23 protein-coding genes and 2 tRNA genes are annotated in these 24360 nt (G+C 60.3%); 13 read left to right on the plus strand and 12 right to left on the minus strand.

Translation table 11 applies throughout. The features are described 5' to 3' along the window. Positions 1–48 precede the first annotated feature (48 nt). The gene (locus ABLE85_RS03515) at positions 49–801 is read left to right on the plus strand and encodes a hypothetical protein (protein ID WP_348791281.1); all 753 of its coding nucleotides are present in this window, start codon (positions 49–51) and stop codon (positions 799–801) included. Between the two features lie 19 nt (positions 802–820). Here ABLE85_RS03515 and ABLE85_RS03520 read toward each other — a convergent pair whose 3' ends face one another. Further along, positions 821–2209, minus strand: a complete 1389-nt coding sequence (locus ABLE85_RS03520) for a GGDEF domain-containing protein (protein WP_348791282.1) — start codon at positions 2207–2209, stop codon at positions 821–823. A 209-nt stretch (positions 2210–2418) separates the two neighbouring features. Further along, entirely contained in the window at positions 2419–3870 is a 1452-nt protein-coding gene (locus ABLE85_RS03525; RefSeq protein ID WP_348791283.1) for a DUF1254 domain-containing protein, read from the minus strand. Between the two features lie 504 nt (positions 3871–4374). Between ABLE85_RS03525 and ABLE85_RS03530 the strand changes: the two genes are divergently transcribed. The 4 genes from ABLE85_RS03530 to ABLE85_RS03545 all read left to right on the plus strand — a co-directional run bounded on the left by ABLE85_RS03530 (position 4375) and on the right by ABLE85_RS03545 (position 8448). Further along, complete coding sequence (locus ABLE85_RS03530; protein ID WP_348791284.1) at positions 4375–5121, plus strand: hypothetical protein; 747 nt, start codon at positions 4375–4377, stop codon at positions 5119–5121. A gap of 496 nt (positions 5122–5617) precedes the next feature. Continuing rightward, positions 5618–6700, plus strand: coding sequence for a hypothetical protein (locus tag ABLE85_RS03535; RefSeq protein ID WP_348791285.1), 1083 nt, complete (start codon positions 5618–5620; stop codon positions 6698–6700). Beyond that, positions 6687–7763, plus strand: coding sequence for a site-specific integrase (locus ABLE85_RS03540; protein WP_348791286.1), 1077 nt, complete (start codon positions 6687–6689; stop codon positions 7761–7763). Before ABLE85_RS03535 ends, ABLE85_RS03540 begins: the two co-directional genes overlap by 14 nt. Positions 7764–7830: 67 nt before the next feature. Then, positions 7831–8448, plus strand: a complete 618-nt coding sequence (locus ABLE85_RS03545) for a hypothetical protein (protein WP_348791287.1) — start codon at positions 7831–7833, stop codon at positions 8446–8448. Between the two features lie 476 nt (positions 8449–8924). Here the strand turns inward: ABLE85_RS03545 and ABLE85_RS03550 are convergent, their stop codons facing one another. The 3 genes from ABLE85_RS03550 to ABLE85_RS03560 all read right to left on the minus strand — a co-directional run bounded on the left by ABLE85_RS03550 (position 8925) and on the right by ABLE85_RS03560 (position 10999). Continuing rightward, positions 8925–9542 carry a hypothetical protein gene (locus tag ABLE85_RS03550; RefSeq protein ID WP_348791288.1) on the minus strand — a complete coding sequence of 206 codons (618 nt, stop codon included), beginning with the start codon at positions 9540–9542 and terminating at the stop codon, positions 8925–8927. 395 nt (positions 9543–9937) lie between these two features. Further along, positions 9938–10723, minus strand: coding sequence for a hypothetical protein (locus ABLE85_RS03555; RefSeq protein ID WP_348791289.1), 786 nt, complete (start codon positions 10721–10723; stop codon positions 9938–9940). 9 nt (positions 10724–10732) lie between these two features. Continuing rightward, the gene (locus tag ABLE85_RS03560; RefSeq protein WP_348791290.1) at positions 10733–10999 is read right to left on the minus strand and encodes an Arc family DNA-binding protein; all 267 of its coding nucleotides are present in this window, start codon (positions 10997–10999) and stop codon (positions 10733–10735) included. Positions 11000–11098: 99 nt separating this feature from the next. Here ABLE85_RS03560 and ABLE85_RS03565 point away from each other — a divergent pair, with 99 nt between their 5' ends. Genes ABLE85_RS03565 through ABLE85_RS03575 form a run of 3 tightly spaced genes read left to right on the plus strand, consistent with a single transcriptional unit; the run spans position 11099 to position 12547 of the window. Then, on the plus strand, positions 11099–11251 hold the full coding sequence (locus ABLE85_RS03565) for an Arc family DNA-binding protein (protein ID WP_348791291.1): 153 nt from the start codon (positions 11099–11101) through the stop codon (positions 11249–11251). A gap of 4 nt (positions 11252–11255) precedes the next feature. Beyond that, the gene (locus ABLE85_RS03570; protein WP_348791292.1) at positions 11256–11477 is read left to right on the plus strand and encodes a hypothetical protein; all 222 of its coding nucleotides are present in this window, start codon (positions 11256–11258) and stop codon (positions 11475–11477) included. Continuing rightward, positions 11474–12547, plus strand: coding sequence for a tyrosine-type recombinase/integrase (locus tag ABLE85_RS03575; protein WP_348791293.1), 1074 nt, complete (start codon positions 11474–11476; stop codon positions 12545–12547). The genes ABLE85_RS03570 and ABLE85_RS03575 overlap by 4 nt, the downstream gene beginning before the upstream one ends. A gap of 65 nt (positions 12548–12612) precedes the next feature. Here the strand turns inward: ABLE85_RS03575 and ABLE85_RS03580 are convergent. From ABLE85_RS03580 to ABLE85_RS03600, 5 genes are all read right to left on the minus strand, one after another. Beyond that, a tRNA-Arg gene (locus ABLE85_RS03580) sits at positions 12613–12689 on the minus strand. Between the two features lie 32 nt (positions 12690–12721). Beyond that, entirely contained in the window at positions 12722–13027 is a 306-nt protein-coding gene (locus ABLE85_RS03585; RefSeq protein ID WP_348791294.1) for an ETC complex I subunit, read from the minus strand. 23 nt (positions 13028–13050) lie between these two features. Next, a tRNA-Pro gene (locus tag ABLE85_RS03590) sits at positions 13051–13127 on the minus strand. A gap of 93 nt (positions 13128–13220) precedes the next feature. Beyond that, positions 13221–14291, minus strand: a complete 1071-nt coding sequence (locus ABLE85_RS03595; RefSeq protein ID WP_348791295.1) for a transporter substrate-binding domain-containing protein — start codon at positions 14289–14291, stop codon at positions 13221–13223. Between the two features lie 165 nt (positions 14292–14456). Continuing rightward, the gene (locus tag ABLE85_RS03600) at positions 14457–15629 is read right to left on the minus strand and encodes a cystathionine beta-lyase (RefSeq protein ID WP_348791296.1); all 1173 of its coding nucleotides are present in this window, start codon (positions 15627–15629) and stop codon (positions 14457–14459) included. Positions 15630–16023: 394 nt separating this feature from the next. Here ABLE85_RS03600 and ABLE85_RS03605 point away from each other — a divergent pair, with 394 nt between their 5' ends. The 4 genes from ABLE85_RS03605 to ABLE85_RS03620 all read left to right on the plus strand — a co-directional run bounded on the left by ABLE85_RS03605 (position 16024) and on the right by ABLE85_RS03620 (position 20291). Continuing rightward, entirely contained in the window at positions 16024–17061 is a 1038-nt protein-coding gene (locus ABLE85_RS03605) for an amino acid ABC transporter substrate-binding protein (RefSeq protein ID WP_348791297.1), read from the plus strand. A 62-nt stretch (positions 17062–17123) separates the two neighbouring features. Further along, positions 17124–18314 carry an amino acid ABC transporter permease gene (locus tag ABLE85_RS03610; RefSeq protein WP_348791298.1) on the plus strand — a complete coding sequence of 397 codons (1191 nt, stop codon included), beginning with the start codon at positions 17124–17126 and terminating at the stop codon, positions 18312–18314. A gap of 3 nt (positions 18315–18317) precedes the next feature. Next, a complete protein-coding gene (locus ABLE85_RS03615; protein WP_348791299.1) occupies positions 18318–19475 on the plus strand; it encodes an amino acid ABC transporter permease in 1158 nt (385 codons plus the stop codon). Positions 19476–19487: 12 nt separating this feature from the next. Continuing rightward, the gene (locus ABLE85_RS03620; protein ID WP_348791300.1) at positions 19488–20291 is read left to right on the plus strand and encodes an amino acid ABC transporter ATP-binding protein; all 804 of its coding nucleotides are present in this window, start codon (positions 19488–19490) and stop codon (positions 20289–20291) included. Between the two features lie 148 nt (positions 20292–20439). Here ABLE85_RS03620 and ABLE85_RS03625 read toward each other — a convergent pair whose 3' ends face one another. Beyond that, positions 20440–21654: an FAD-dependent monooxygenase gene (locus ABLE85_RS03625; RefSeq protein WP_348791301.1), complete on the minus strand. Its 1215-nt coding sequence runs from the start codon at positions 21652–21654 to the stop codon at positions 20440–20442. A gap of 27 nt (positions 21655–21681) precedes the next feature. After that, positions 21682–21927, minus strand: a complete 246-nt coding sequence (locus tag ABLE85_RS03630; protein WP_348791302.1) for a zinc-finger domain-containing protein — start codon at positions 21925–21927, stop codon at positions 21682–21684. A 155-nt stretch (positions 21928–22082) separates the two neighbouring features. Here ABLE85_RS03630 and ABLE85_RS03635 point away from each other — a divergent pair, with 155 nt between their 5' ends. After that, entirely contained in the window at positions 22083–24281 is a 2199-nt protein-coding gene (locus tag ABLE85_RS03635) for an RNA degradosome polyphosphate kinase (RefSeq protein ID WP_348791303.1), read from the plus strand. Positions 24282–24360 lie beyond the last annotated feature (79 nt).

Here is a 24360-nt window from a genome sequence, read left to right on the forward strand (position 1 = left end):
GTGCAGGAAATCCGCGACGAGTTTTCGAGGGGACGTCATTTGCACTACATGTTTTCCTGGTCAGCGATAGCCCTGCTGGGCGTCTTCGCGACTTTCGGCGGTGTTTGCTTTGCCGTGTCGTTGGGGCTTCTCTGGTATTTCCAACGCCGCGCGGCACTCGTCCGCGATGCCATACCGGTTGCTACCTTCGTCGGCATCATTGCCACTGCCTGGGCTTTGGCGCTCGGCTTTGCAGCAGCAGACGTGTGGTCGTTCAAGGCGCAGGCCGAACAGGCCGCCAGCGAGGAGCGCTCATCCGTGGGGCGCCTGGCGGGCATGGCCAGGCAGGATGCATTGGACGTGCCGATGATGATGGAAGGGCTCCGCGCCTATAAAGATGCGGTCGAGGCCAAGGAATGGGAGGAATCTTCCAATCGCGAGCCGTCGCACGAGGTGGACGCGGCGTTGCAACTTGTGCGCCTGGCCATCATAAAACTCGCTCGGGATAACGCACCGGCTCCGCTGATTGCCAAGATGACGCAGGATTTCGACGAATTGCAGGACGCGCGCAACAAGCGTCTCGCCATCGGCAGCAGTTCCGTCAGCGAGTACAAATGGTATCTCGTCCTGTTCCTGACCTTCCTGTCGATGGTATCCATCGCGTCGGTCCACGCTGATCGTCCGATCGCCGGCAGGAACGCGCTGACCATTTTCACGATAGCTGCCGTGGTCAGCCTGTGGATACTGGCAATCCATGCCCACCCCTATGCCGGACCGGCTCGCATCGAGTTCAATTCGGTTCGGTTCACGCTCCGGGTTTGATCCTGGAGGAGGCGGCAGGTCAGGCGACCCCCTCCACGGCGCCGAGTTCGATCCTGTCGCGGCCGGCTGCCTTTGCGCGGTACAGCGCCTTGTCGGCGATGTCGATGAGATGGGCATAGTCCGGGTGTCCGCGATGCCCGGCAACGCCGATGGACACGGTCGATGTCAGGACGGACCCATCCGGCAACTGCAGCGGGCGCGCCACGAATTGGCTCCTGATGCGTTCGGCAATTTCGGCGCCACGCTCCTCGGGCGTCTCGACCAGGGCGACCAGAAACTCCTCGCCGCCATAGCGGAAGACGAAGTCGCTCAGCCGGACATTGTCCATGATCACTTCGGCAATCTGGTGCAGGACGACGTCGCCGGCCGCATGCCCCCATTTGTCGTTGATCTGCTTGAAGTGATCGACGTCGATCATCAGCAGGGTGAATGCCGTGCGGGAGGAGTTGGCCAGCGAAATCTCGCGACTCAATATGGATGGCAGGAAACGCCGGTTCAGGGTCTTCGTCAGCGGATCGCGCGCGTTCTCCATCCCGGCGACACTCTGGAACAAGTCGCCCAGAAGGTATTTTATCTCCTCGATGGTGGTCTGCAGGCGACCCACCGCCTCTTGCAACTGATCGTTGCCGCTCGACCTTGCCTCGTTGATCTTGGGCAACAGGACGCTGTCGATCTGCTGGACGGCGTCCTCGACGCTCTGCAGGGAGGGCGAGCCCTGAAACATCATGCCAGCCCTGTGCCGCAGCCACAGCCCAAAGGTAGACTGCGATATCTGCTCGAGGTGAACGCCCCTGGCACTGCCGAAGAGGCCGAAGAGCACGGACTGGCTCCATTCCATCAAGGCCGCGCGCTGGCTTTCGCGCTCGATGCTGACGTCCTGCCCCAGGGAGACAAGACGATAGGCTTCGTCCACCTGCGCCCGCCGGGTCGTGCCGCTGACATAGGCCTGGCTCATCCGCCGGATCGCATAGTCGATGATCTCGCCGAGCAACATGACGGCGATCGCGATCAGCTCGCGGTCCGCGTCCTGTTCAAGGAGCCGGGCGCACAGATCGCTCTTGACGAGGCTTGCACCGGCCATGACGAGGTGGATCGGGATCTTGATCCGGGCGTGGATCTCGCCGATCTGTTTCTGGCGCTCATCGAAGGCTTCGAGGCCGGTCTCCGGGTCGACTTCCAGCAAGTCGAACAGCCAGCCCTTGAGCGAATGGCTGAGCCGTTCGTGGACCACGGAATGGCTCAGAAACGCCGAGGCCTCGCGGTCTTCCAGAAAGGCGCTGTAGAAGAGGCCGACGAGATCATCTGCCCGTTCCTTTATGACGCCGGAAAGCAGTGTACGCGCCTTGGATCGGGTGGCTTGATCCGTCGTATTCCAAAATGTCAGCCCAATCTCACGGTCGGGTGTCATTGCTGCACTCCTGGCAAATCTTTTGCCGTCGCTAAGCGGTGCAGCAAGTGCGCGCAAGTGGGCAGTAAGCCGCGTGGACAGATCTATGGCTCGGGGCGGTGATTCGAGACCCAATCACGTATCGTCTCCCAGTCCGGATCGGGCTCGACAGAAGGCATGTCGGAGCGACGGCCCTGGGTATGCCGTCGCTCCGATGACGCTCTGCGATCTTATTGGCCGCCCAGGCTAGGGAGTGACGCTCGCGTGACCGGCGGCGGTGCCCACTTGCCAGTCAAGACGTCGGGGCGGGGCGCATAGAGCCTCATGGTCAGGTTGAACGGACCTTTCGGCGCCGGCAGCCAGTTGGCCTCCTTGTCCTTGCCGGGGCTTTCGTTCTGGAAGTAGAGCTCCAGAGATCCGTCGGCGTTGTAGGCGAAGGGCATCCAGCTGCTGACCGCAAAACGGTTCAGCGGGTTTGCAACCTGGTAGCCTTCATTGTCATAGGCCGTGATCGACCAGAAGGCATTGACCGGCGGCAGCGTCGCCTTGTCGAAATGGATCGCATATCTGTTCGCGCCATCGAGCGGCTTGCCCGTGTCATCGGCGAGGTTGAGCGGATAGATCGCGTCCTCCGGCACGTTTGCGCCAAGACCGAATTGGGAGACGATGGCCCGCTTGAGATAGTAGTTGCCATAGACGCCCATGGTGTCGGTGTTCAACGACCAGCCATTGGCGACCCGCGCAAGCGTCGGCACCTTCCAGGCCATCAGTTGCTGTGCTTCCTTCGGCGCATCCTCCAGTGCGGCACGAGTTACGGGATCGACTTTCGAGATGTCGAAATCCTTGCCGGCCTCGATACCCATCCTTTTCATCTGTGCGATGATCGGCTGGTCGGTGACGTGAGGCGGGATGGTTTTCAGAAGCTGTGCGGCGTAGCCGAAGAATTTCTCTGCCGGCATGGTGTCGACCTGGATCTTTGGAGGCGTCTTCATGTCGATGTCGGGATCAACCTTGCCCACGACCGGCTTGTCCGTCTTGTTCCACTCCGAGAGCGGGGTGATCTTGAAGCCGGCCTGGATCTTGTGGACGGCGTCATAGTCGGCCGGGCCGTTCGTCTGTGTGCGGCCGATCACCCAGACGATCGGCGTCGGCGCATCGATGCGCTGAATGTCCTTCGGCAGTTTGAACTCTTCGACGATTCCACGCAGATCGGGTCGCCAGCCGGGCGGGGTGACGAGGAAATTGCCGGCTTTGGTGCCGGTTGTTCGCCAGCCGGGCGAGGCAAATACATCGGTCCACATGTCGAGCATCGGCAGCAGATAGTAACGTTCGCCGGTATCGGGCATGGAAACGATCATTGGCTCTTTGTTCAAGTCGAGCCAGGCGACGGAATAGAGGGTGTCAAAGTTGGGCCGCACAACCGTCCGCATTTCGGCGGTCGGATAGGCTGGTACGTTCGAGAAGGCGTTCATCGGTGCGTTGCCGGCTTCCGTTGCCTTATCGACATTGGTGGACTGCTGCCGCGTCAGCTCCATCGTGATCAACGGGTAGAAGTAGAGATAGGCATTGACGGCGATTGCGTGCGCCTCTTCGTCTGAGGGGCCTGATTGTGCATCAGCCGGCGCGGCGACCAGGGCCAACGAGCCGGTGAGCGCCAAGGCAGCAAAAGTTTTGCGATTCATGACCATGCTCCCGTCGTGGGTTTTCCCCACTCAAGCTACACGCCGCGACGGAAGCGCGCCTTGCGCCGAATCAAGGAAGCCAAAGGCAATATGCAAGTCTGCGGGCGAAGGAATTCCCGCCTGAGACCCGACAGCGCTGACGCGCGCGCGCGTGCATAGTTTCAGGTGGCGTTGCGAGCGCGACCGGGCTGTTCTTTCGGGGGTGGTACTTGAGGGCGGCGTCGCCCAAAAATAGGGGGTCTTTTGACGCGCCGTGGGCTGGCGATCCCGGCAGGATGGCCATTGTACATTGTTTTCAATTGCTTAAGTTGGCTAACCCGCAAAAACCGCGCCTTTGAATTCAAAAGGCTTTCCCGAGTGTCGGCTACCCTCCCTAGACCCTGAATGTCGAAGTCCCCCGCTGATGGAGGACCGGGGCGCAATGGTGGCCGACTGCTTCAGGTGCGTCCCAGAAAGAAACCGAGCCTGTAGCAGCCGAGACCGAACCGCGTGGGATGCATGGTCGTGGATAAGCCCAAATCTAAGCTGGAAACATTGTGTGGCCTGATTGCCGCAGAAATCGCAGCGAACCCCTTTCATCTGGACGGCTACGCGTGGTGCGCCATGCCTCAGCCAGCAATTGCCGCGAAGCTCGACTTCTCAGTCGAAACATTGCGTCGCCTGATCAGCAAGCCGCCCATTGTCCGCCAAACCAAGAAGGTGGACGGCAAGAACGTGACGCTGCTTCGGGTGGGCGAGCCTGGACCAGTGACAGCCGACGACATCGCCAAGGAGATGTCGCGGCTCTTAAACGGTCGTCGCAAGGTGCATCGAACCAAGTGGGGCGAAGAACGGCAAACGATCCTGGCCAGCATGGACATGCTTCAACCCGCGCCGATCAGCATGGGTCTAAAACGGGTAATGCGCCTCGATAAACTGCTTGCTCTGCCGAGGCACACCACCAAACGGGAGTTCGGGTGCATGATCGGCCTTGCCGAGATTTGGCCCGACGGCCATCAAGTCGAAATGTTCAAGATGGTCCTGAAGCGGTGGCCGATCTTCATGGCCGGGGTCAAATGGGCGGCGGTGATGGAGGCTGAGACGGACGAACAGGTGTTCAACCGGCATTTGGAGTTTCCGTCCGTCTCGGTGATGCGCCGCTATGCGCATGTCGCTATCGAAATGGCCACGATGGATGCTCAGGAGAAGGGTAAGGTTCCGGCTTGGCTCAAGGCTCTGACACCCGGCATCTGGCCGAAGCCGAAGGCGTGACCGAATGACCTCACATAATAAGTTCTATACAGTTCAGAACCCCTACTATGATGGCTCATACCACGAGTAATGTAGGTAATTCGGTCAAGCAATCATCGAAGGATGACCGGCTGACGCCAGTCATGATCGGGCTGCGCCCGACCTCTCGGGGAGATTTCGAGAGAGAGTATGAAATACCCCCTGATAGTCTTGAGATGTAAAGGCAGATGAGTGCATCGGACTATCGAGAAGCCGAACTCAGGCAAGTGGCCGGAGGTGTTGTCCATTGGCATAGTCAGGACTGCGGATCGGACAAGCTCGTTGCGGGCATTGCGAACTACCAAAGAGCGAACGACGCGATGCACTTGCTGTCCAGAAAAGTCGGGCTCTCTGCTTGTCTGTTGCGATTGGTCTGGACCGTCCCGTTTCGATTTATTCTGAGGTTCATTCTCGCAAAACGAATGACGTGGCGCAGCAGCGCGATACCCTTCTCTCTCAACAACTTGAGGGAGAAATCATGGACTTTTTCGACCAGAAGCCTACAGTTGAGCGGCCCAATACATCGCGCCACCTTTCTGATCCATGGCTGGCAACGTCAGCGCCGCAGAAAGCCATCAGGCGCGGGAATGAGGCCGTCGCCCTCGCTGCAACCAGCTTCCTTCTTGCCGGGCACGGAGACCGTCTCTGGCGACGGCTGATTGTCATCGCGCTGGAAGACATAGGCATCGGCGACCTTGATGCCGTGCGCGACGTTCTGCTCGTCTCAACCCGCAAGTCATGGCGGGCTGAACATGGCGGCGACTGGGCCGTCGCGGCCTCACTGGTACAACGCCTATGCGCCGCCCCGAAATGCCGGGACGCTTGCGAGCTGCTGGTTGCCGCTGATCTCCACCCGCGCTTGAAGCGACAGCGCACGGCCTTTCTCGACCTCAGCCAGCATCAGCTTTCCGACATTGTGGCCGATCCGGCCCGGCATCTGGCGGACCGGAGGCTGGCGGCATGGCTGGTCGCGGGCACGAAGCGGTTCCCGGCCTATTCGTTACCCGAGGTCGCGGGTTCATTCCCGGCGCTGCTCGATGTGTACCGGCATCTCGGCGCTTCAGAACAGGTTCTGGAGGTCGCTCGCCTCGGCTCGACGAGGACGCAGGAGGGGCACCCGCTGACGTTCCCACTCGTATGGCTGGCGGCAAGCGCGGGGCCGGTGACGGTCAGCCCGGAAAAATTATCGGAACCCGCCCTGATCAGGGGCTGGCCTAATTTCGCATTCGACATGCACACCCGTCTCGGGCGGCGGGCGCTCACCCTATTCGCCGAGCGATGCACGATCCTGGAGGTGTTGATGGATCGGCACCTGCCTGCCGATGCGCATGGCGACTTCACCGGCCATCTCGTATTCCGGGTTGAGGGGCACGTCGTGGATCGCAGGCTCGCCTATCCCGACGCGGGGGCGATCCTACGTGATGCCGAGATTGCCCATCTCACTTATTCCGGGTTTCCCGAAACCCTCGTCAGGGACGCTCTGGAGGTCGCCCACGACCACCTGGCGCTCCTTAACCTGTGTCGGATCGAGGCAGCAGGAGCCAATCATGATCGGGGTTGAGGCGAAACCCAGCAGATCGTTCGAATACAACCAAATGGTGAAACGGAACGATAATTTGGACGCGGATAAAATCGCTTCGCGAGTGCAATTAATTGCACCAACTGTCGGGCGCGTGGGAAAGTCTGTTGGTGCAATTAATTGCACTGAGCCCGACGCCGCCGAGGTCGATTTTTTGCCATCGGAAGTTGCGGAGGCGATCCAAGCTTCGCTCTCACCTGCCACGCAGCGGGCCTATGCCGACGATCTCGCCAACTTCGAACGGTGGGGCGGCGGCGTGCCCGCCAATCCGGCGATGGTGGCGGCCTATCTGGTGCACCTCGCGCAGGACTGCCGGGCCGCGACGCTTGCACGGCGCGTCGCCGCGTTGTCGAAAGCGCATCGCGCCAAGGGGCTGGATGATCCCTGCAAGTCGGAAATCGTCAAGGCCACCCTGCGCGGCATCCGTCGCCAGATCGGCACCGCGCAGCGGGAGGCCAAGCCGCTGATCAGGGACGACCTCTTTGCCGTGCTCCACCGAATGGGCGACCGCCCGAAGGATTTACGCGACAAGGCGCTGCTGTTGCTCGGCTTCGCCGGAGCCTTTCGACGCTCGGAACTCATCGGCCTTGATCATGCCGACATCGAGCCTGTCCCGCAGGGCATCGTCGTCACCTTGCGTCGGTCAAAGACCGACCAGATCGGCGCAGGACGGAAAATCGGCATCCCATTCGGACGCACCCGCTGGTGCCCGGTGCGGCATCTGAGCGATTGGCTTGATCACGCCAGGATCGAAGGCGGTGCCGTGTTTCGGAGCGTTAATCGTCACGGCCACGTCGCAGACCAGCGTCTCTCCGGCGAGGCGGTCAGCATTGTCGTCAAAGACCGGGCCGAGGCGGCAGGCTTCGATCCAGACGCATATAGCGGGCACAGCTTACGTGCGGGATTGGCAACGAGTGCGGCCATGGCGGGGGCATCGACATTCAAAATCAGGGCGCAGACCGGCCACGCCTCCGATGCCATGCTTGCCCGCTACATCCGCGACGGCGACATGTTCACCAACAATGCGGCAGGCGCGGTGCTGTAGGTCGAACCAAGCGCTTTGGCAACGGTAATGGTATGTGCCATGGTCCGGTGATGGTGCTGGAGGGGAAATGTCGAACAAACTTGATTGGCGAAAAGCAGAGCCAGGCCGCAGTGGTCCGGACGAGATTACGGCCACCGAATGGCGTCTTGGTCCTGTAGATACTGATCTGAGCATGCCCGACATTTCGTACTTTGATTTGGCAGCCACGCCCACCATTGAATGGTCTCGAACCTTGAGAGCAAGGTTTCGGACAGATGACGACCACGGCCATCTGGATATGGTCAAAGCCGTGTTAGACACGGTGGGACAGGTGATCAAACGGTATGGGGTCGATGCGCTGAAGAGCCGTGCACGCCAATACCGAGATCGGGCCAGTAAGCAACGGCCATTCCCCAGTCTCTGGTTCGCCTTTTATTTCGATTTGTATGCGGCGCGGCGATACCGAGGTCTTCGTCCCGGATGCCTTTTGCGCCAATCTCGGGACAAATACTTTACACCGCAAGAAGTTGATGTCCGCTGGCGCTCGGTGATGAAGAACGCTGTCGGATACGATGTCGTGCTTGAAATGCGGGAAAGGGCAGCAGGCCGCTCTACTCAGGTGGGAAAGCCGCGCAAATCCCATCCTGAGCGGGTAAAGGAGATTTTCGAAGGATACCATCGGCAGAAACCTGGTACCGAAATTTAGCTCAGGTGTCGGTCGCCCTCCGTCGGTCCTAACCTCTGCTAACCTTCACTTATCAGAGCCTACAACTGCCGCTGCGGCGATGGGCAGCACTCGAAAAACATGACGGTTGGCAAAATCCAATGTCTGCTGCGAACGGCATCTTCGTCAGTTCAGCACCCACGCACCGCCGCTTCCCTTCAAAGTGTCGTGGTCGGGTACCCTCAAGGCCAATGCTCCACGCGACCACTTCAGCCGGTCATAGGCCCAGGCCTCACCATGCAGGGCGGACGGGCCACCGCTATATCTGTCTGACCGGCATCGTTCGGCGGTGAGGGCGGTGGCGTGACTGGAGCGAGAGGACCGTCCCGCGCCATGCCTTTCACCTCTCCCTCCATCTCTTGGAGCCATTCAGAAGCCGTGGTGAACAGCTCGATACTCCGCGCATCTTGCCACCCATTTCTGGCGGTTTTAGCATTGCCGAAATGGATAACACGGCGCTAGAAGTTGCTTGAGGCAGGCAAATCCAGTTTCCAGCCGTAGTGTTTTGCAACGTGCTGATAAACACGCTTCATCCCGACTGCCAAATCATCAATGTGTCGCCTCAAAGCGGTGTGGTCTGTCCAGATGTCCATTTGCATACCGTGGATAAGACAATGGCGCTGCGTTACAAGCTCTTCGAGACTTTCCAGCAACCTAATCTTCTGTCGCCGGTATGGGCGTTTGAGGGGACTAAGGATGCCAAGTGAAGCATCCAGTTCGTGGAAATTGCGTCCAACTGCCGCCAAACGCTGAAACGAAAGGGCCTCAGCCGCCGCTTCCTCCACGCCCAGTTTTCCCTCAGAAATCTGGGCGAGTTGCTCTCCTGACAGACGGATGCCCTTCAGGATCGTGGCTTTGCGTTCTGAGTACGTCAGCAGTGCGATGTACGTGCTTTTGAAATAGTCCTCCATCGCGCTGACCAGATATGTCACCATGACGTTTGCGACGAACACATCAGGGTTCAATTGGCGCATCTGAGGCCAAATCTCTTCGGCTTCCTCCATAGCTCCGGGAAAAGCTGGTGTGATCGAGGACAGGCGCAAATAATGATCTACTCGTGAAAGGTTCCAATCCAATCCCTGCATTGCCAGATAACAGCCGGGATTAGGGGAGGGCCCGGGTCATACCCACTGCCATTTCCACCATCGCGATAAGACGTACCGCCGAAGCGCCTTCTAAACTCACGCACGGTTCGGTTCTGCATCTCAAAGTCATAATGACTTCTACCGACCCGTGTTCGTGTGCCAATGTATACGCATCCCTTCTCTTCGCTTGTGCCGATTGATAACTCGACGGTCTGCCAAGAGCGATAGTCCTTCCTGTCGTAGAAAGTCATCGACAATGTTTCTCGGCTTCCAAGATGGGCGTAAGTCCCATTCTTTTCGTAGCCAAGCAGCAGTGCAAACTCCACGGCTTGCCGCTTAGAGATGCCATTTGGCAGGTAATTTGTCGTTTCGTAGCTCATTGCGGCTTAGAGCAGCGTCTTGGTGATCTTGAGAACACCTTCGATTAACTCTGCCACTTCCTCCTTTGTAGGATCAGAAGCTTTCTTATGATCGCACTTGTTCCGCAGATCACCGAGATGCTGGATAAACCTCCATTGCGCTACGTCCGCGACGGATGCAGCCTTCAGGGCATCATTCAGATCGGAAATGGCGGGGTCTTTCTTGCGGGCTGGAACCTTGTGGCGTTCGCAAACGGCGGCCAAGTGCCCTTCCAAGACTACGCCGGCCATTGCCCCGGCTCCGCGTTGAAAGCCGTTTCTGTTTAGCTCTTTGGCGGCATGAAGCTCATCATCTATCAAGTCGGCATGTAGCAGGGTCTTGATGTCATAGAGGGTGGACGAAAAACGGTTTGCCAGCCCGGAAATGATGTTGAATTGCTGGTACATGGCTGCCGTAGCAGCAGAAGGGCCTACCACCAAATCGCCGCCGCGTCTTACAGTCGTGCCACGCAAGTAGTCGGACATCGTATAGTTTGAGTATAGGATGTCTTTTCGCATTCCCTTCGGGGCATAATATGATTGGAAATCGTCTTTTCTTTCTGGAATTATCTGACTGACGAGCGCAAGGGCTTCTGAGTACCAGCCTTGGTAATTCGATCTTACATCAGGAAGGCTTTTCAGTTCTTCTTCCGAGTATGGATGCACAATTTGTGCATTAGGATCAGCTTCCAATTGCATTGCAAGTGAGAGCTTGCCACCCAAGTTGGCCAGTCGTTCGATGTCATCTTTGTATTTATCGAAAGTGCTGGCCATTCCTACCCCTCAGTCGAGATGCGCGTTGATGAGATTGCGCAGGCTCTTCAATTGCCCGCGCAAATCTTCGACGGCTTCGGCCAACTCCTTGACCTGATCTTCCAATCCATGCCGGGCATCATCCGCAGCAAACGACGCCTCAAGGCGAGCGGCGATTTCCATGTTCAAGGAGTTGCCACTGGCTTTCGCCGCTTCCTCAACCCGTCGCTTTAGCTCGGGCTGCAATCGCAGGCCAAACGGCGTGATGTTGGCCACTTTTGTTTCATCTGACTTCATAGTGTTCTCATTTGAAGCTATTTTTCGATTGAGGCAATGGCTTCATTGTGTATTGTGATGAAGTCATTCAGCTTATGGAGGTTTGCCTTGGAACATCAGATGCATATCATCAAGCCCTACGGCCTTCGGATGCCGGATGAGTTGAGGAACTGGCTTGCTGCTCGCGCCAAGAAGGCAAGGCGTTCGATGAACTCGGAACTACTGTTGCTGTTGGAAGCCGCAAAGCAGGCCGATCAGGAGGCTGCGGCGTAGCGCCATGATGAAGTTCGTCAAAGCTGCCCGCGAAATACAGGCAAAGCAGAAGGCAAAACCACTTAGTGCCGTAGCGATCAAGAAGGTTGCTAAGGTTACCGAAGGTCTTAGCCTATCCATCGCCGGGATACAGGGCAATCCCGATGGGTCTTTCTTTGTATCGACCACCAAAACCGGCGGCAACGCCGACGAACTCAATCCTTGGGACGAGGTATTGCCAAAATGATCCGGCAGAGGCTCCCCAAATATGTGCATGCGTACAAGGATCGGCACGAAAAGCTGCGCATCTGCTTTCGTCCGCCCGGCCAACTCCGAATTGCGCTGCCGGGGCCGCTCTTTTCCGAACCCTTCTGGATCGCCTACCACAAGGTCAAGGAAGGCACTCCCGAGCAACCGAAGCCGATTGGAGCGTCCAGCACCAAGGCGGGCAGCTTTTCCGCGCTGATCGCAGACTACTATGCGTCCAGCCTGTTCACCGCACTGGAAGCCTCCACGCAGGCGACTTACCGCGGGCAGCTTGAACGGTTCCGCCAGAAGCATGGCGATAAGCCTGTCGCTCGCCTGGAGGCGAGGCATCTGGACATCATTCTTGGCGAGGAGACGGCAAAGTCGCCATCGATGGCCAGCAACCTTCGGAAGCGCCTCGCCACGCTCATGAAGTGCGCCGTGAAGTGGAACTACATCGAACGCAACCCGATGCTTCAGGTGGACCGCATCAAATACAAAACGGCGGGCATCCGAACTTGGAGCGATGTCGACATTGCGAAATTCCGCACCCGCTGGAAGGATGACGCCCCACAACGCATTGCAATGGAAATCATGCTTTACACCGGCCTTCGCCGGTCAGATGCCGTGCGTGTTGGACGCCAGCACATTCAGGGTGACCACATCGTCATCACCACCAAAAAGAGCGGCGGTATCGTCCAGCTTCAAATTCCTATTCACCCGGAATTTCGGGCGTTCCTCGATAAGATCAACCATGGGCATCTGAACTTCATCGTAACTGGGCACGGGGCCGCACGATCCGAAAAGGGCTTCACGAATTGGATTATTGATGCCTCCCGCAACGCTGGCCTGCCAGATCAAAGCTCGCCCCATGGGGTGCGTAAGGCGGCATGCCGAATGCTTGCCGAAGCCGGTTGCTCGGCATTGGAGATCATGGCCATCACCGGCCATCGCGACATCAAGGAGATCGAGCTCTATTGCGCGCCGCCGATCAGAAGACGCGGGCTGCGAATGCCATCGCCAAGAAGGGTAGCGGCCTATGAGAACGTCGCCGGAACAGAGATTGGCTAACCTCGATACCCGGTTAGTCAGAAGTGCCCATAAAGCATTGAAAAAACACGACGCTACAGGGGAGATGGCGATCCCGGCAGGATTCGAACCTGCGACCATCGGCTTAGAAGGCCGGTGCTCTATCCAGCTGAGCTACGGGACCACTCTTGGCGGCCGAGGCGCGTCAAGCCTGGCTCAATGCGTCCAAGGCGTCTTGCGGTCATAGCGGAAATTGTCCGAATAGGAAATCTGCCGCCGCTTGGTTTCCTTCGGCTCCTGCACGCGGAAATCGATGCCGTATTTCTCGGCGTAGGCAATCGCGTCTTGCTTCGAATCGAAGGTGAGGCGGATCTGGCTCTTCATGTCGCCCGAGCTGGTGTAGCCCATGAGGGAATCGATCTTGCGCGGCTGCGCCGGGTCGAATTCAAGTACCCACTGGCCGGTCTTGGCCTTACCCGACTGCATCGCCGTCTTGGCGGGGCTGAAAATGCGCGCGGACATGCTATCCTCATCGAAACTTGCGATGGTCGGAGTGGCAGGATTCGAACCTGCGACCCCCTGATCCCAAATCAGGTGCGCTACCAGGCTGCGCTACACTCCGAGTCCTTGCGGGCTATAGTGTTCAAGGCCTTAGGAAGCAAGCCCCATCGCCGGAAAAACGAACGGACGGCACACTTCACGGTGAAAAACCTCGTTAGGGCGCCAGGCCGAAGTGCCGTGCCCGGATGGCTTCGAGATCGCCGTTCTCCTGCGCGGCAACCACTGCAATCGTCGCGGGCCGGGTAAGCGGGCTTCCGGGAGTGAATGCAAAGCCGTATTTGTCCGGCCGGAAGACGTTGCCCACCACCTTGAGATTCAATTCAGGGTTCTGGAAGGCGAAGTATTCGAGCACCGGCTTGTCGTCGACGACCGCGTCCACCTGACCGTTGGCCAATGCCGCGGCCGCCTCCTCGATGTGATCGTAACGCACCGAGCCGATGAGCAACGACTTCATGTAGGCTTCGGATACGGTGCCGCCCCGAACCCCCACCACCTTGCCTCGAAGGTCCGTCAGGTCATTGATTTCGTTGGTCAGTTGGGCGGCGGTCATCACGCTGGCCGCCGACGAGGTGATGTAGGCGATGACCGCGATGCCGCACACCATCCACACTGCCTGCCAGGCCCGGCCGGCCCAGCCGAACAGGTTCCTGCGGGAAGTCCTGCCCGACGTGGCGATCGACATGACGTGGTAGAAGCTTTCCGCCAGTCCGTCGCGCCATCTTCTGGGGAATTCCGCGTCGAAGCGCCTGTCGAAGAGCGTCATGAGCAGCGTGGCGAAGGCAATGCAGGCGACGATCCAGGCATAGGCCGTCAGATGGCCGGCACCACCCAGCTTGCCGAGCACTTCCGACAAGCTGGTTCCGTCGTCGGCCGGCACCATGATGCGAAGACCGGCATCATACCATGGGTGGCTGAAGTCGACGATGTCCGCCCGGCTTTCGGTGATGGTCAGATTTGTGACAGCGACGTCGACTGCGCCGTTCGCAACGGAGTCGACGAGATCGCCCAGGTTCTTGAACTCCCGATATTGCGAGACGACCTTCAGCTTGACCGCGACCTTTTCCCAAAGCTCCACGGCCATGCCGGAGTAGCTCTGTCCGTTGCGCACCACGAAAGGCGGGCTGAGATAGACGCCGACATTGACGATACGGGGCTGGGACGGCGGCTCCTCGCCTTGTGCCACTGAGGTGAAAAGGCTTGTGAGGAAAATCAAAAAGACGGCCAAGCCGGCCATCGACCGAGAGCGCGGTGACATTCGTTAAGGTCGCAGACTGTTACCTGAGTTGCGATACCGTTGCAGACAAATATTACGATTGTCTTGATCGGCCGGCGCTATCGCAAGAGAAGCCACGGGGCGTGCAGCGCCGCCCGTGGCTCAAGGCGCGGCTGGCTATGCCGCGCTGGCCGCCTTCAGCCCGCGGGCGATGTCGGCCTTGATGTCCTCGACGTTTTCCAGGCCGATCTGCAGGCGGATAAGCGGCCCTTCATAGGGGCCTTTGGCGACGACGCGGTCGCCGAGATAGACGTGCACCGCAAGGCTTTCATAACCGCCCCAGGAATAGCCGAGACCGAAGACTTCCAGGGCGTCGAGGAAGGCATGTGCCTGCTTCTGGCCGCCGCCGGCAAGGACGACCGAGAAGATGCCGCTGGCGCCGGAGAAATCGCGCTTCCAGAGCGAATGGTCGGGGTGGCTTTCGAGGCCCGGATGCAGCACTCGTGCCACGCCGAGCTGTGTCTCCAGCCAGCGCGCGATCTCCAGCGCGCTCTGCTCGTGCCGCTCCAGCCGTACCCCCATGGTGCGCAGGCCGCGCAGTACCTGGTAAACGTCGTCGGGGGCTGCGCAGGCACCGAGGGTGAGAAAACCTTCGTGCAGCCGCTCCCAGCAGGCGGCGTTGGCCGAGACGGTGCCCAGCAGCACGTCGGAATGGCCGGCAGGATACTTTGTCGCGGCGTGGATCGACACGTCGACGCCATGGTCTAGCGGCTTGAAATAGAGCGGGGTCGCCCAGGTGTTGTCCATCATCACCACGGCGCCGCCGGCATGTGCTGCCTTGGCAATCGCAGGGATGTCCTGGACCTCGAAGGTGTTGGATGCCGGCGATTCGGTGAAGACCACCTTGGTGTTCGGCTTCATCAGCGCGGCGATGCCGGCGCCGACATGCGGGTCGTAATATTCGACCTCGACGCCCAGCCGCTTCAGCATGGTGTCGGCAAAATGGCGGGTCGGCGCATAGACGGAATCGACGATCAGCACATGATCGCCAGTCGCCAGGAAGGCAAGCAGCGGAACGGTGACGGCCGCGAGACCCGAAGGCACGATGATGGTGCCTGCGGAGCCTTCAAGCGAATCGATTGCCGCGGCCAGCGCGTCGGTGGTCGGCGTGCCGCGCGTGCCGTAGGTATATTTCTGCGAACGGCTCGCCATGGTGGCGGCGTCCGGGAAGAGCACGGTCGAGGCATGCACCACCGGCGGATTGACGAAGCCGTAGTAGTCGCGCGGATCGTTGCCGGCATGGGCCAGCTGGGTGTGGATGCCCTTATCGGAAAAGTTTCGCTTGGCCATATCATCCTGCCGTGGTGAGAGTTTTTCAGGCATAGATCGGCAAGCTGGCCCGCGCAACCTTGGCCGAGCAGGGCAGGCGCCGGAGTTTTTTGCGCCAGCGGGATGTTGGCCGGGCGGTGGCGACCACGGGTCCACGATGCGACGTGAATTCGTGAGACAGGCGGAGGAAATGGCATGCCTGGCCTTGGCTCCCAATTTTTCGACGATTGGGCCATTGCCCTTGACCTCACGCGCATAATCGCATTCGATAACCTTCGTGAATGGGAGGACAGCAAGCGCACTTCCGCCGCCAGGAGAACGTTCCGGAAAATGGACCGGACCGGCGATGCGCTGCTGCTTTCATTGGGGGAAAAGGGGTCGGTCCCGGACAACAACAGATAAAGGGTCAGTGGGTATGAAAAACACCGTGAAAGGCATTCTGGGTGCTGCCGTTCTTGGGCTGACGGCGTCGGCTGCTTCCGTTGCATCTGCGGATACGCTGAGTGACGTGAAGGCCAAGGGGTTCGTGCAGTGCGGCGTCAACACTGCTCTTGCCGGCTTTTCGGCGCCCGACGACAAGGGCGAATGGAAGGGCTTCGACGTCGATTTCTGCCGCGCGGTCGCGTCGGCCATCTTTGGCGATCCGTCGAAGGTGAAGTTCACGCCTACCAACGCGAAGGAGCGCTTCACGGCGCTGCAGTCGGGCGAAATCGACCTGCTGGCCCGCAACACCACCTGGACGCTCAGCCGCGACACCGCGCTCGGCTTCAATTTCGTCGGCGTCAACTACTATGACGGCCAGGGCTTCATGATCAACGCCAAGAAGCTTCCGGGCGTGAACTCGGCGCTGCAGCTTTCGGGCGCTTCGGTCTGCGTGCAGAGCGGCACCACCACCGAACTCAACCTGGCCGACTACTTCAAGGCCAATAACCTCGAATACAACCCCGTTGTGTTCGAGAAGCTGGAAGAGACGAACGCGGCCTACGATGCGGGCCGTTGCGACGCCTATACCACCGACCAATCGGGGCTCTACGCCATCCGCCTGACGCTCGCCTCGCCGGACGATCATATCGTCCTGCCCGAGATCATCTCCAAGGAGCCGCTGGCGCCGGCGGTCCGCCAGGGCGACGACCAGTGGTTCGATGTCGTCAAATGGACGTTCAATGCGCTTGTGTTGGCCGAGGAGCTCGGCATCACCCAGGCCAATGTCGATGAAATGAAGAACTCGTCCAACCCCGACATCAAGCGCGTTCTGGGCGCAGAGGAGGGGACCAAGCTGGGCACTGATCTCGGCCTGGACAATGACTGGGTCGTCAAGATCGTCAAGGGCGTGGGCAACTACGGCGAAATCTTCGACCGCAACATCGGCGCCGGCAGCCCGCTCAAGATCGCGCGCGGCCTAAACGCGCTGTGGACCAAGGGCGGTCTGCAATACGCCATGCCCATCCGCTAAGGATGCGTTAAAATGCGGGAGGCGCTGGCGCCTCCCGCCTGTTCTCCGGCAAAGGAGACTCCATGGTTTCGCAGGACACGATTCGCGATACCGGTAGTACAGGCGCGTCCTTTTTCAATGACCCGAAAATCCGCGGGTTGATCTATCAGGTCGTACTGTTCGCGCTGCTGGTCGGCTTCATCTACTGGATCGTCGGCAACACCGTCGAAAATCTCAGACGCGCCAATCTCTCCACCGGCTTCGACTTTCTCAATGGGCGGGCCGGATTCGATATCAGCGAGACGCTGATCCGGTATTCCTCCAACGACACCTACTGGCGCGCTCTGCTGGTGGGGCTGACGAACACGGCGCTGGTGGCGTTCGTCGGCACCATAACCGCATCGGTCATCGGCTTTGTCATCGGTGTCGGCCGGCTGTCCGAAAACTGGCTGATCCGCAAGATCTGCACCGTCTACGTCGAGATATTCCGTAATATCCCGCCGTTGCTGGTCATCTTCTTCTGGTATCTGGGCGTACTGTCGGCGCTGCCGCAACCGCGCGAGAGCATAGCGCTGCCCTTCGGCGCCTATCTCAACAACCGCGGCTTCTTCCTGCCGGGGCCGATCTGGGGAGAGGGGGCCTGGCTCATACCGATCGCCATCGTCGTCGCGGTGGCGCTCTGCTGGTTCGTGGCGCGTCGGGCGCGCCAGAGGCAGGAGGCGACCGGCGAGCAGTTTCCGGTGTTCCTCACATCGGTTGCGCTGCTTGTCGGGTTGCCGGTCCTGGCATTCGTTGCAGCCGGGTTTCCGCTCACATTCGAGTTTCCGCAGAAGTCCACCTTCAACCTGCTCGGCGGCTCGCAGATAAGGCCGGAATTCCTGTCGCTCTACCTGGCGCTTTCCTTCTATACGGCGGCTTTCATCGCCGAGATCGTGCGGGCCGGCATACTGGGCGTCAGCAAGGGCCAGACCGAAGCGTCCTATGCCCTTGGGCTACGCCGTGGCCAGACGCTGCGGCTCGTGGTCGTTCCGCAGGCGCTGCGCATCATCATCCCGCCGCTCACCAGCCAGTATCTCAACCTGACCAAGAACTCATCGCTGGCGATCGCCATCGGCTATCCCGACCTCGTGCATATCGGCGGCACTATCCTCAACCAGAGCGGCCATTCCATCGAGATCGTTGCCATCTGGATGGTCGTCTATCTCGGCCTCAGCCTGCTGATCTCCGGCTTCATGAACTGGTTCAATGCCAAAATGGCGCTGGTGGAGAGATAGCCCATGCAACATTCTGATCTCTCCTATGTGCGCCAACGGATGGACGCCGACGAGCGGCCTCCGGTGACCGAACAAGGCGTATTGCCTTGGCTGCGCAAGAACTTCTTCGCTTCCGTGCCCGACACGATCCTCACTTTTTTGGGGCTCGTCATCGTCGCGCTCATCGTGCCGCCGTTTTTCCGCTGGGCTTTCGTCGAGGCCCAGTGGATCGGAACGGATCGTACCTTCTGCGCCACCGTTGCGCAGGGAGGCATCCAGCCCGACGGCTGGTCCGGCGCCTGCTGGGCCTTCGTGGGCGCAAAGTTCCAGCAGTTCATGTTCGGGCAGTACCCGATCGAGGAGCGCTGGCGCGTGTTGCTCACCGGCCTGATCTTCGTGGCGCTGCTGGCGCCGCTGCTCGTGCCGCGCGCGCCCTACAAGCGACTCAACGCCATCTTGCTGTTCGCGGTCTTTCCCTTCGTGGCCTTCGTCCTGCTGTTAGGCGGGGTATTCGGCCTGCCTTATGTCGAGACGGCGCGCTGGGGCGGCCTGATGATCACTCTGGTGCTTTCGGTGGTCGGCATCGCCGTCTCCTTGCCGTTCGGCATATTGCTCGCATTGGGACGGCGCTCGAAGCTGCCGGTTATCAAGCTCGTATCCGTGATCTTCATCGAGACGATCCGCGGCGTGCCGCTGGTGACCGTGCTGTTCATGGCGAGCGTGATGTTCCCGCTGTTCCTGCCGGCCGGCATGACCTTCGACAAGTTCCTGCGCGCATTGGTCGGCGTGGCGCTGTTCGCCTCTGCCTACATGGCCGAGGTGGTGCGCGGTGGCCTGCAGGCCATCCCCAAAGGGCAATATGAAGGTGCGGCCTCGATCGGTCTCAACTACTGGCAGACCATGAACCTCGTGGTGCTGCCGCAGGCGTTGAAGCTGGTGATACCGGGAATCGTCAACACCTTTATCGGCATGTTCAAGGACACCAGCCTGGTGAGCATCATCGGCATGTTTGACCTGCTCGGCATCGTCCGGCAGAACTTTTCTGACGCCAACTGGGCTTCGCCTCAGACGCCGATCAGTGGCCTGGTCTTCGCAGGCTTCATTTTCTGGCTGTTCTGTTTCGGCATGTCGCGCTATTCGATCTATATGGAACACCGGCTCAACACCGGTCATGAACGATAAGGGGTTCGGCCTATGGCCATTGAAAACGCAGTTCGCGCCGAGGAAATCAGAGTCGACGCCGGCAAGATGCACATCTCGGATACCGACGTGGCGGTCGACATTGTCGGCATGCACAAATGGTATGGCGAGTTCCATGTGCTGAAGGACATCAATCTGCGCGTGATGCGCGGCGAGCGCATCGTCGTCTGCGGGCCGTCGGGCTCGGGCAAGTCGACCATGATCCGCTGCATCAACCGGCTGGAGGAGCACCAGAAGGGCAAGATCATCGTCGACGGCAAGGAATTGAGCAACGATCTCAAGAAGATCGACGAGGTGCGCCGCGAGGTCGGCATGGTGTTCCAGCACTTCAACCTGTTCCCGCATCTGACGATCCTGGAGAACTGCACGCTAGCGCCGATCTGGGTGCGCAAGATGCCCAAAAAGCAGGCCGAGGAGATCGCGATGCATTTCCTCAAGCGCGTGAAGATCCCCGAGCAGGCCAACAAATACCCCGGCCAGCTGTCGGGCGGCCAGCAGCAGCGCGTGGCGATCGCCCGCTCGCTGTGCATGAACCCGCGCATCATGCTGTTCGATGAGCCGACCTCGGCGCTCGACCCGGAGATGATCAAGGAGGTGCTGGAGACCATGGTGGGCCTGGCCGAAGAGGGCATGACCATGCTGTGCGTGACGCACGAGATGGGCTTTGCGCGCAAGGTCGCCAACCGGGTGATCTTCATGGACCAGGGCCAGATCGTCGAGCAGAACACACCGGCCGAGTTCTTCGACAATCCCCAGCACGAGCGGACGAAGCTGTTCCTCAGCCAGATCCTGCACTAAAGCATGATCCCGAAAAGTTGCAGACTTTTCGGACAAGATCATGCTCCTGGGAAAGGCCATCGCGTTCTCGGCGGGATCGCCTGGAAACACAAAAGCCCGGTTTTGAACCGGGCTTTTTTCATGCCGCTTGGGCATCATCGGTACGGAGTCAGCCCCGCGCCGGCTCCCAGCCGTAGAGCCAGTCGAGGTCGGCGGCGAGCTTTTCGGGCGGGCGGGTTTTCAGCACGAGATTGCGGACCAGCGCGATCGGCCCCCAGGCCTGCCAGGCGAAATGATTGAAGGCGCCGCGCCGGGCGACCGCCGCAATGCGCGGCCGGCGCGATCGTTCCCACGCCGCCAGCGCTGCGGCGACATTGCCCGGCTCGGAGGCGACGAACGCGGCGAGCGTGTCGGCATCCTCGATCGCCATGGCTGCTCCCTGTGCCGCAAAGGGCGTCATCGCATGAGCGGCGTCGCCGATCAGCGCAACGCCCGGAGCGGTCCAGGGCGTTTGCGGTCGCACTGTGTGGATCGGCCAAGCCGTCCACGGCCCGGCATCGCGGGCGAGTCGCGCCAGCGCAGGCGCGGTGTGGCGCATGGCCTGCTCCAGGATTGCGGCATTGGCCGCGCCCGACCAGCCTTCGGCAATGCGTTGGCCGCGCGTGAAGGCGACCAGATTGAACGCCGCGCCGCCACGCACCGGATAGGCGATGAGGTGGAAGCCGGGATGCAGGAAGGCGTTGACGGCATCCCTTGCGCCGATCCCCGCAAATGCCTGGCCTATGTCGCTGTCAGCGTCGATGACCGTGCGCCAGGCCAGTTCGCCGGCGAAGCGGCTTCCGTCTGCGATGCCGAGCAGGCCGCGAACTGCCGACCAGACGCCGTCAGCGCCGACCAGAAGCAGGCCGGTCGTCTGGTCGATACCACCGGCGCGATCGAGCGTGACGGCGACGCCGGGGGGGCGGGGCGTCAGCCCGGCCACGGTCGCGCCGGTCACCAGCCGAATGGCCGGCTGCAGGGCCACCGCTTCAAGAAGCGCGCCTTGAAGATCGGCTCGATGGGCGACGAGATAGGGCGCATGCCAGCGCTGCTCGGCGCTGTCGCCCAAGGGTACGCGCGCCAGCTCCGACAGCGTCCTGGCATCCCGGAGGATCACGCCGCGTGGCCGCACGGCCTTCGGCAAGAGCAACTCCAGAACACCGAGCCGGTCGAGGATGCGGGTGGCGTTGGGGGAAAGTTGCAGGCCTGCGCCGACCTCGACGAGGCTTTCGGAACGCTCGAAGACATCAACCGAAAAACCGCGCCGGGCAAAGGCGAGGGCCGCAGTCAGGCCGGCAATGCCGGCGCCTGCGACGATGATCTGCCTGGACCGCGATATGCCCATCGGATCGGCCGCCGGCGGGGAAACCGCTCAGGCAGCCTGGGTCTGATAGAGGCAGTTTTCCGGGCGCGTCTCGTTGGGCTTCAGCGAGCCGTTGAAGCGGTAGAGCGTCGAGCAGTACGGGCAGACCTTTTCGGAATCGGCGCCCATGTCGAGGAACACGTGCGGATGATCGAAGGGGGGCGTGGCGCCCACGCACATGAATTCCTTAACGCCGATCTCGATGACGGCGTAACCCGCGTCATTCTGGAAATGGGGAATGGAACCGCCGGCCATGGCTTTCTCCTGTCACTTTGCGCCTGCTCATAGCAGGGGTTTGGTGCTTCGCCAATCGCTTTGCAAGCGGTGTGAAATCAAACTGTCGCAAAACGCTGTCAGGAGGTAAGCTGTGCCGAACAAGCGGCAAAGCGTCGCAAAGGATAAAGAGGGACATGAACGAACTCAGGCCGGTCCAGACCGAATTCACGACAGTAAGCACTGCTGACGGAGACGTTTCCTCCGGCAATCCGGACCGTTTCGTAAACCGCGAGTTTTCCTGGCTTCAGTTCAACCGTCGCGTCCTGGAGGAATCGCAGAACCAGCACCACCCGCTGCTGGAGCGCGTGCGCTTCCTGTCGATCTCTGCCGCCAATCTCGATGAGTTCTTCATGGTGCGGGTGGCTGGCCTCGCCGGTCAGGTTCGCCAGGGAATCGCCATCAAGAGCCCGGACGGGCGCACGCCCGAGCAGCAGCTCGAGCGGATTCTGGTCGAGGTCGAGCGGCTGCAGGAGGACCAGCAAAAGAGCCTTTCCGAACTGGTGGCTCTCCTGAAGAAGGAGGGTATCGAGAGTGTCTCGAGCGACGCTCTGAGCAAGGAGGAAGGGGCCTGGCTCGAAGGCCATTTCATGGAGCAGATATTCCCGGTTCTGACCCCTCTGTCCATCGACCCGGCGCATCCGTTCCCGTTCATTCCGAATCTTGGCTTTTCCATCGCCCTGCAACTGCGCCAGCGCAAGAACGGCGAAGAGATGACGGCGCTGCTCCGTCTGCCGGTGGCGCTGAAGCGCTACATCAGGCTTCCCGACCGCAAGGGCTCTGTGCGCTTCATTCCGCTTGAGGAAGCGGTCAATATCTTTATCGGGAAGCTCTTCCCCGGCTATGAGGTCAAGGGTTCGGGCACGTTCCGCATCATTCGCGACAGTGATATCGAGGTCGAGGAAGAAGCCGAAGATCTTGTGCGACTGTTCGAGACCGCGTTGAAGCGCCGCAGGCGCGGGCAGGTTATCCGCATCGAGTTCGACAGCCAGATGCCGGACGAGCTGCGCGAATTCGTCGCCACCGAGCTTGGCGTATCGCCCGCGCGCATCAGCGTGCTGACGGGGCCTTTGGCGCTCAATCAGATATCCGAGATCGTGTCGCTGCCGCGCGACGACCTGAAGTTCCCGCCTTTCAATCCGCGCTTCCCGGAGCGCGTGCGCGATCACGGCGGCGACTGCTTCGCGGCGATCCGGGAGAAGGACTTCATCGTCCACCACCCTTATGAATCCTTCGACGTGGTGGTGCAGTTCCTGCGCCAGGCGGCCGCCGATCCGGAGGTGGTTGCGATCAAGCAGACGCTGTATCGCACCTCCAATGACAGCCCCATCGTGCGAGCGCTGGTGGATGCGGCCGAGGCCGGCAAGTCGGTCACCGCGCTGGTCGAGCTCAAGGCCCGCTTCGACGAGGAAGCCAATATCCGCTGGGCGCGCGACCTTGAACGCGCCGGCGTGCAGGTTGTGTTCGGCTTCATCGAGCTGAAGACGCATGCGAAGATGTCGCTTGTGGTGCGCCGCGAGGATGGGAAGCTGCGCAACTATGTGCATCTGGGCACCGGCAACTATCATCCGGTGACGGCGCGCATCTATACCGACCTGTCCTTCTTCACCACCGATCCGCACATCGCGCGCGACGTCGCCCAGCTGTTCAATTTCATTACGGGCTATGCCGAGCCGACCGACGAAATGGTGCTGGCCATGTCGCCGCTGACTCTGAGGAGCCGCATCCTCTGGCACATTTCCGAGGAGGTCGAGCATGCTTGCGCGGGGCGTCCGGCGCAGATCTGGATGAAGATGAACTCGCTGGTCGACCCGATCATCATCGACGCGCTTTACGATGCCAGCCGGGCCGGCGTGGAGATCGACCTGGTCGTGCGCGGCATCTGCTGCCTTCGGCCGCAAGTGCCTGGCCTTTCAGAGAACATCCGCGTCAAATCGATCATCGGCCGCTTCCTGGAGCACAGCCGTATCTATTGCTTCGGCAATGGTCATGGCCTGCCTTCCGACGACGCCGTCGTCTATATCGGCTCGGCCGATCTGATGCCGCGCAACCTTGACCGGCGCGTCGAAACCATGGTCCCGATCACCAATCCGACCGTGCACGAGCAGGTGCTCGGCCAGATCATGCTGGGAAATATCATGGACAACCAGCAAAGTTTCGAAGTATTGGCAGATGGAACCTCGCGGCGTGTCGTGCTGGACGAGGGCGAAGAACCGTTCAACGCTCAGGAATATTTCATGACAAATCCTAGCCTGTCCGGACGGGGCGACGCATTGAAGTCGCATGCGCCCAAGCGCATCGCACAGTTCAAGCGCCGCAAGAAGTTGAACGCGTAAGGTAGGACGCGCACCTGTCGATTTGGTCGAAATGGCGCCTGAAACAGCCTGCAAAGTGTTCTTTGCGCGATTTTTGCGC

Origin of the sequence: Mesorhizobium sp. KR1-2 (assembly GCF_040045035.1) — a bacterium.
Classification (GTDB): domain Bacteria; phylum Pseudomonadota; class Alphaproteobacteria; order Rhizobiales; family Rhizobiaceae; genus Pseudaminobacter.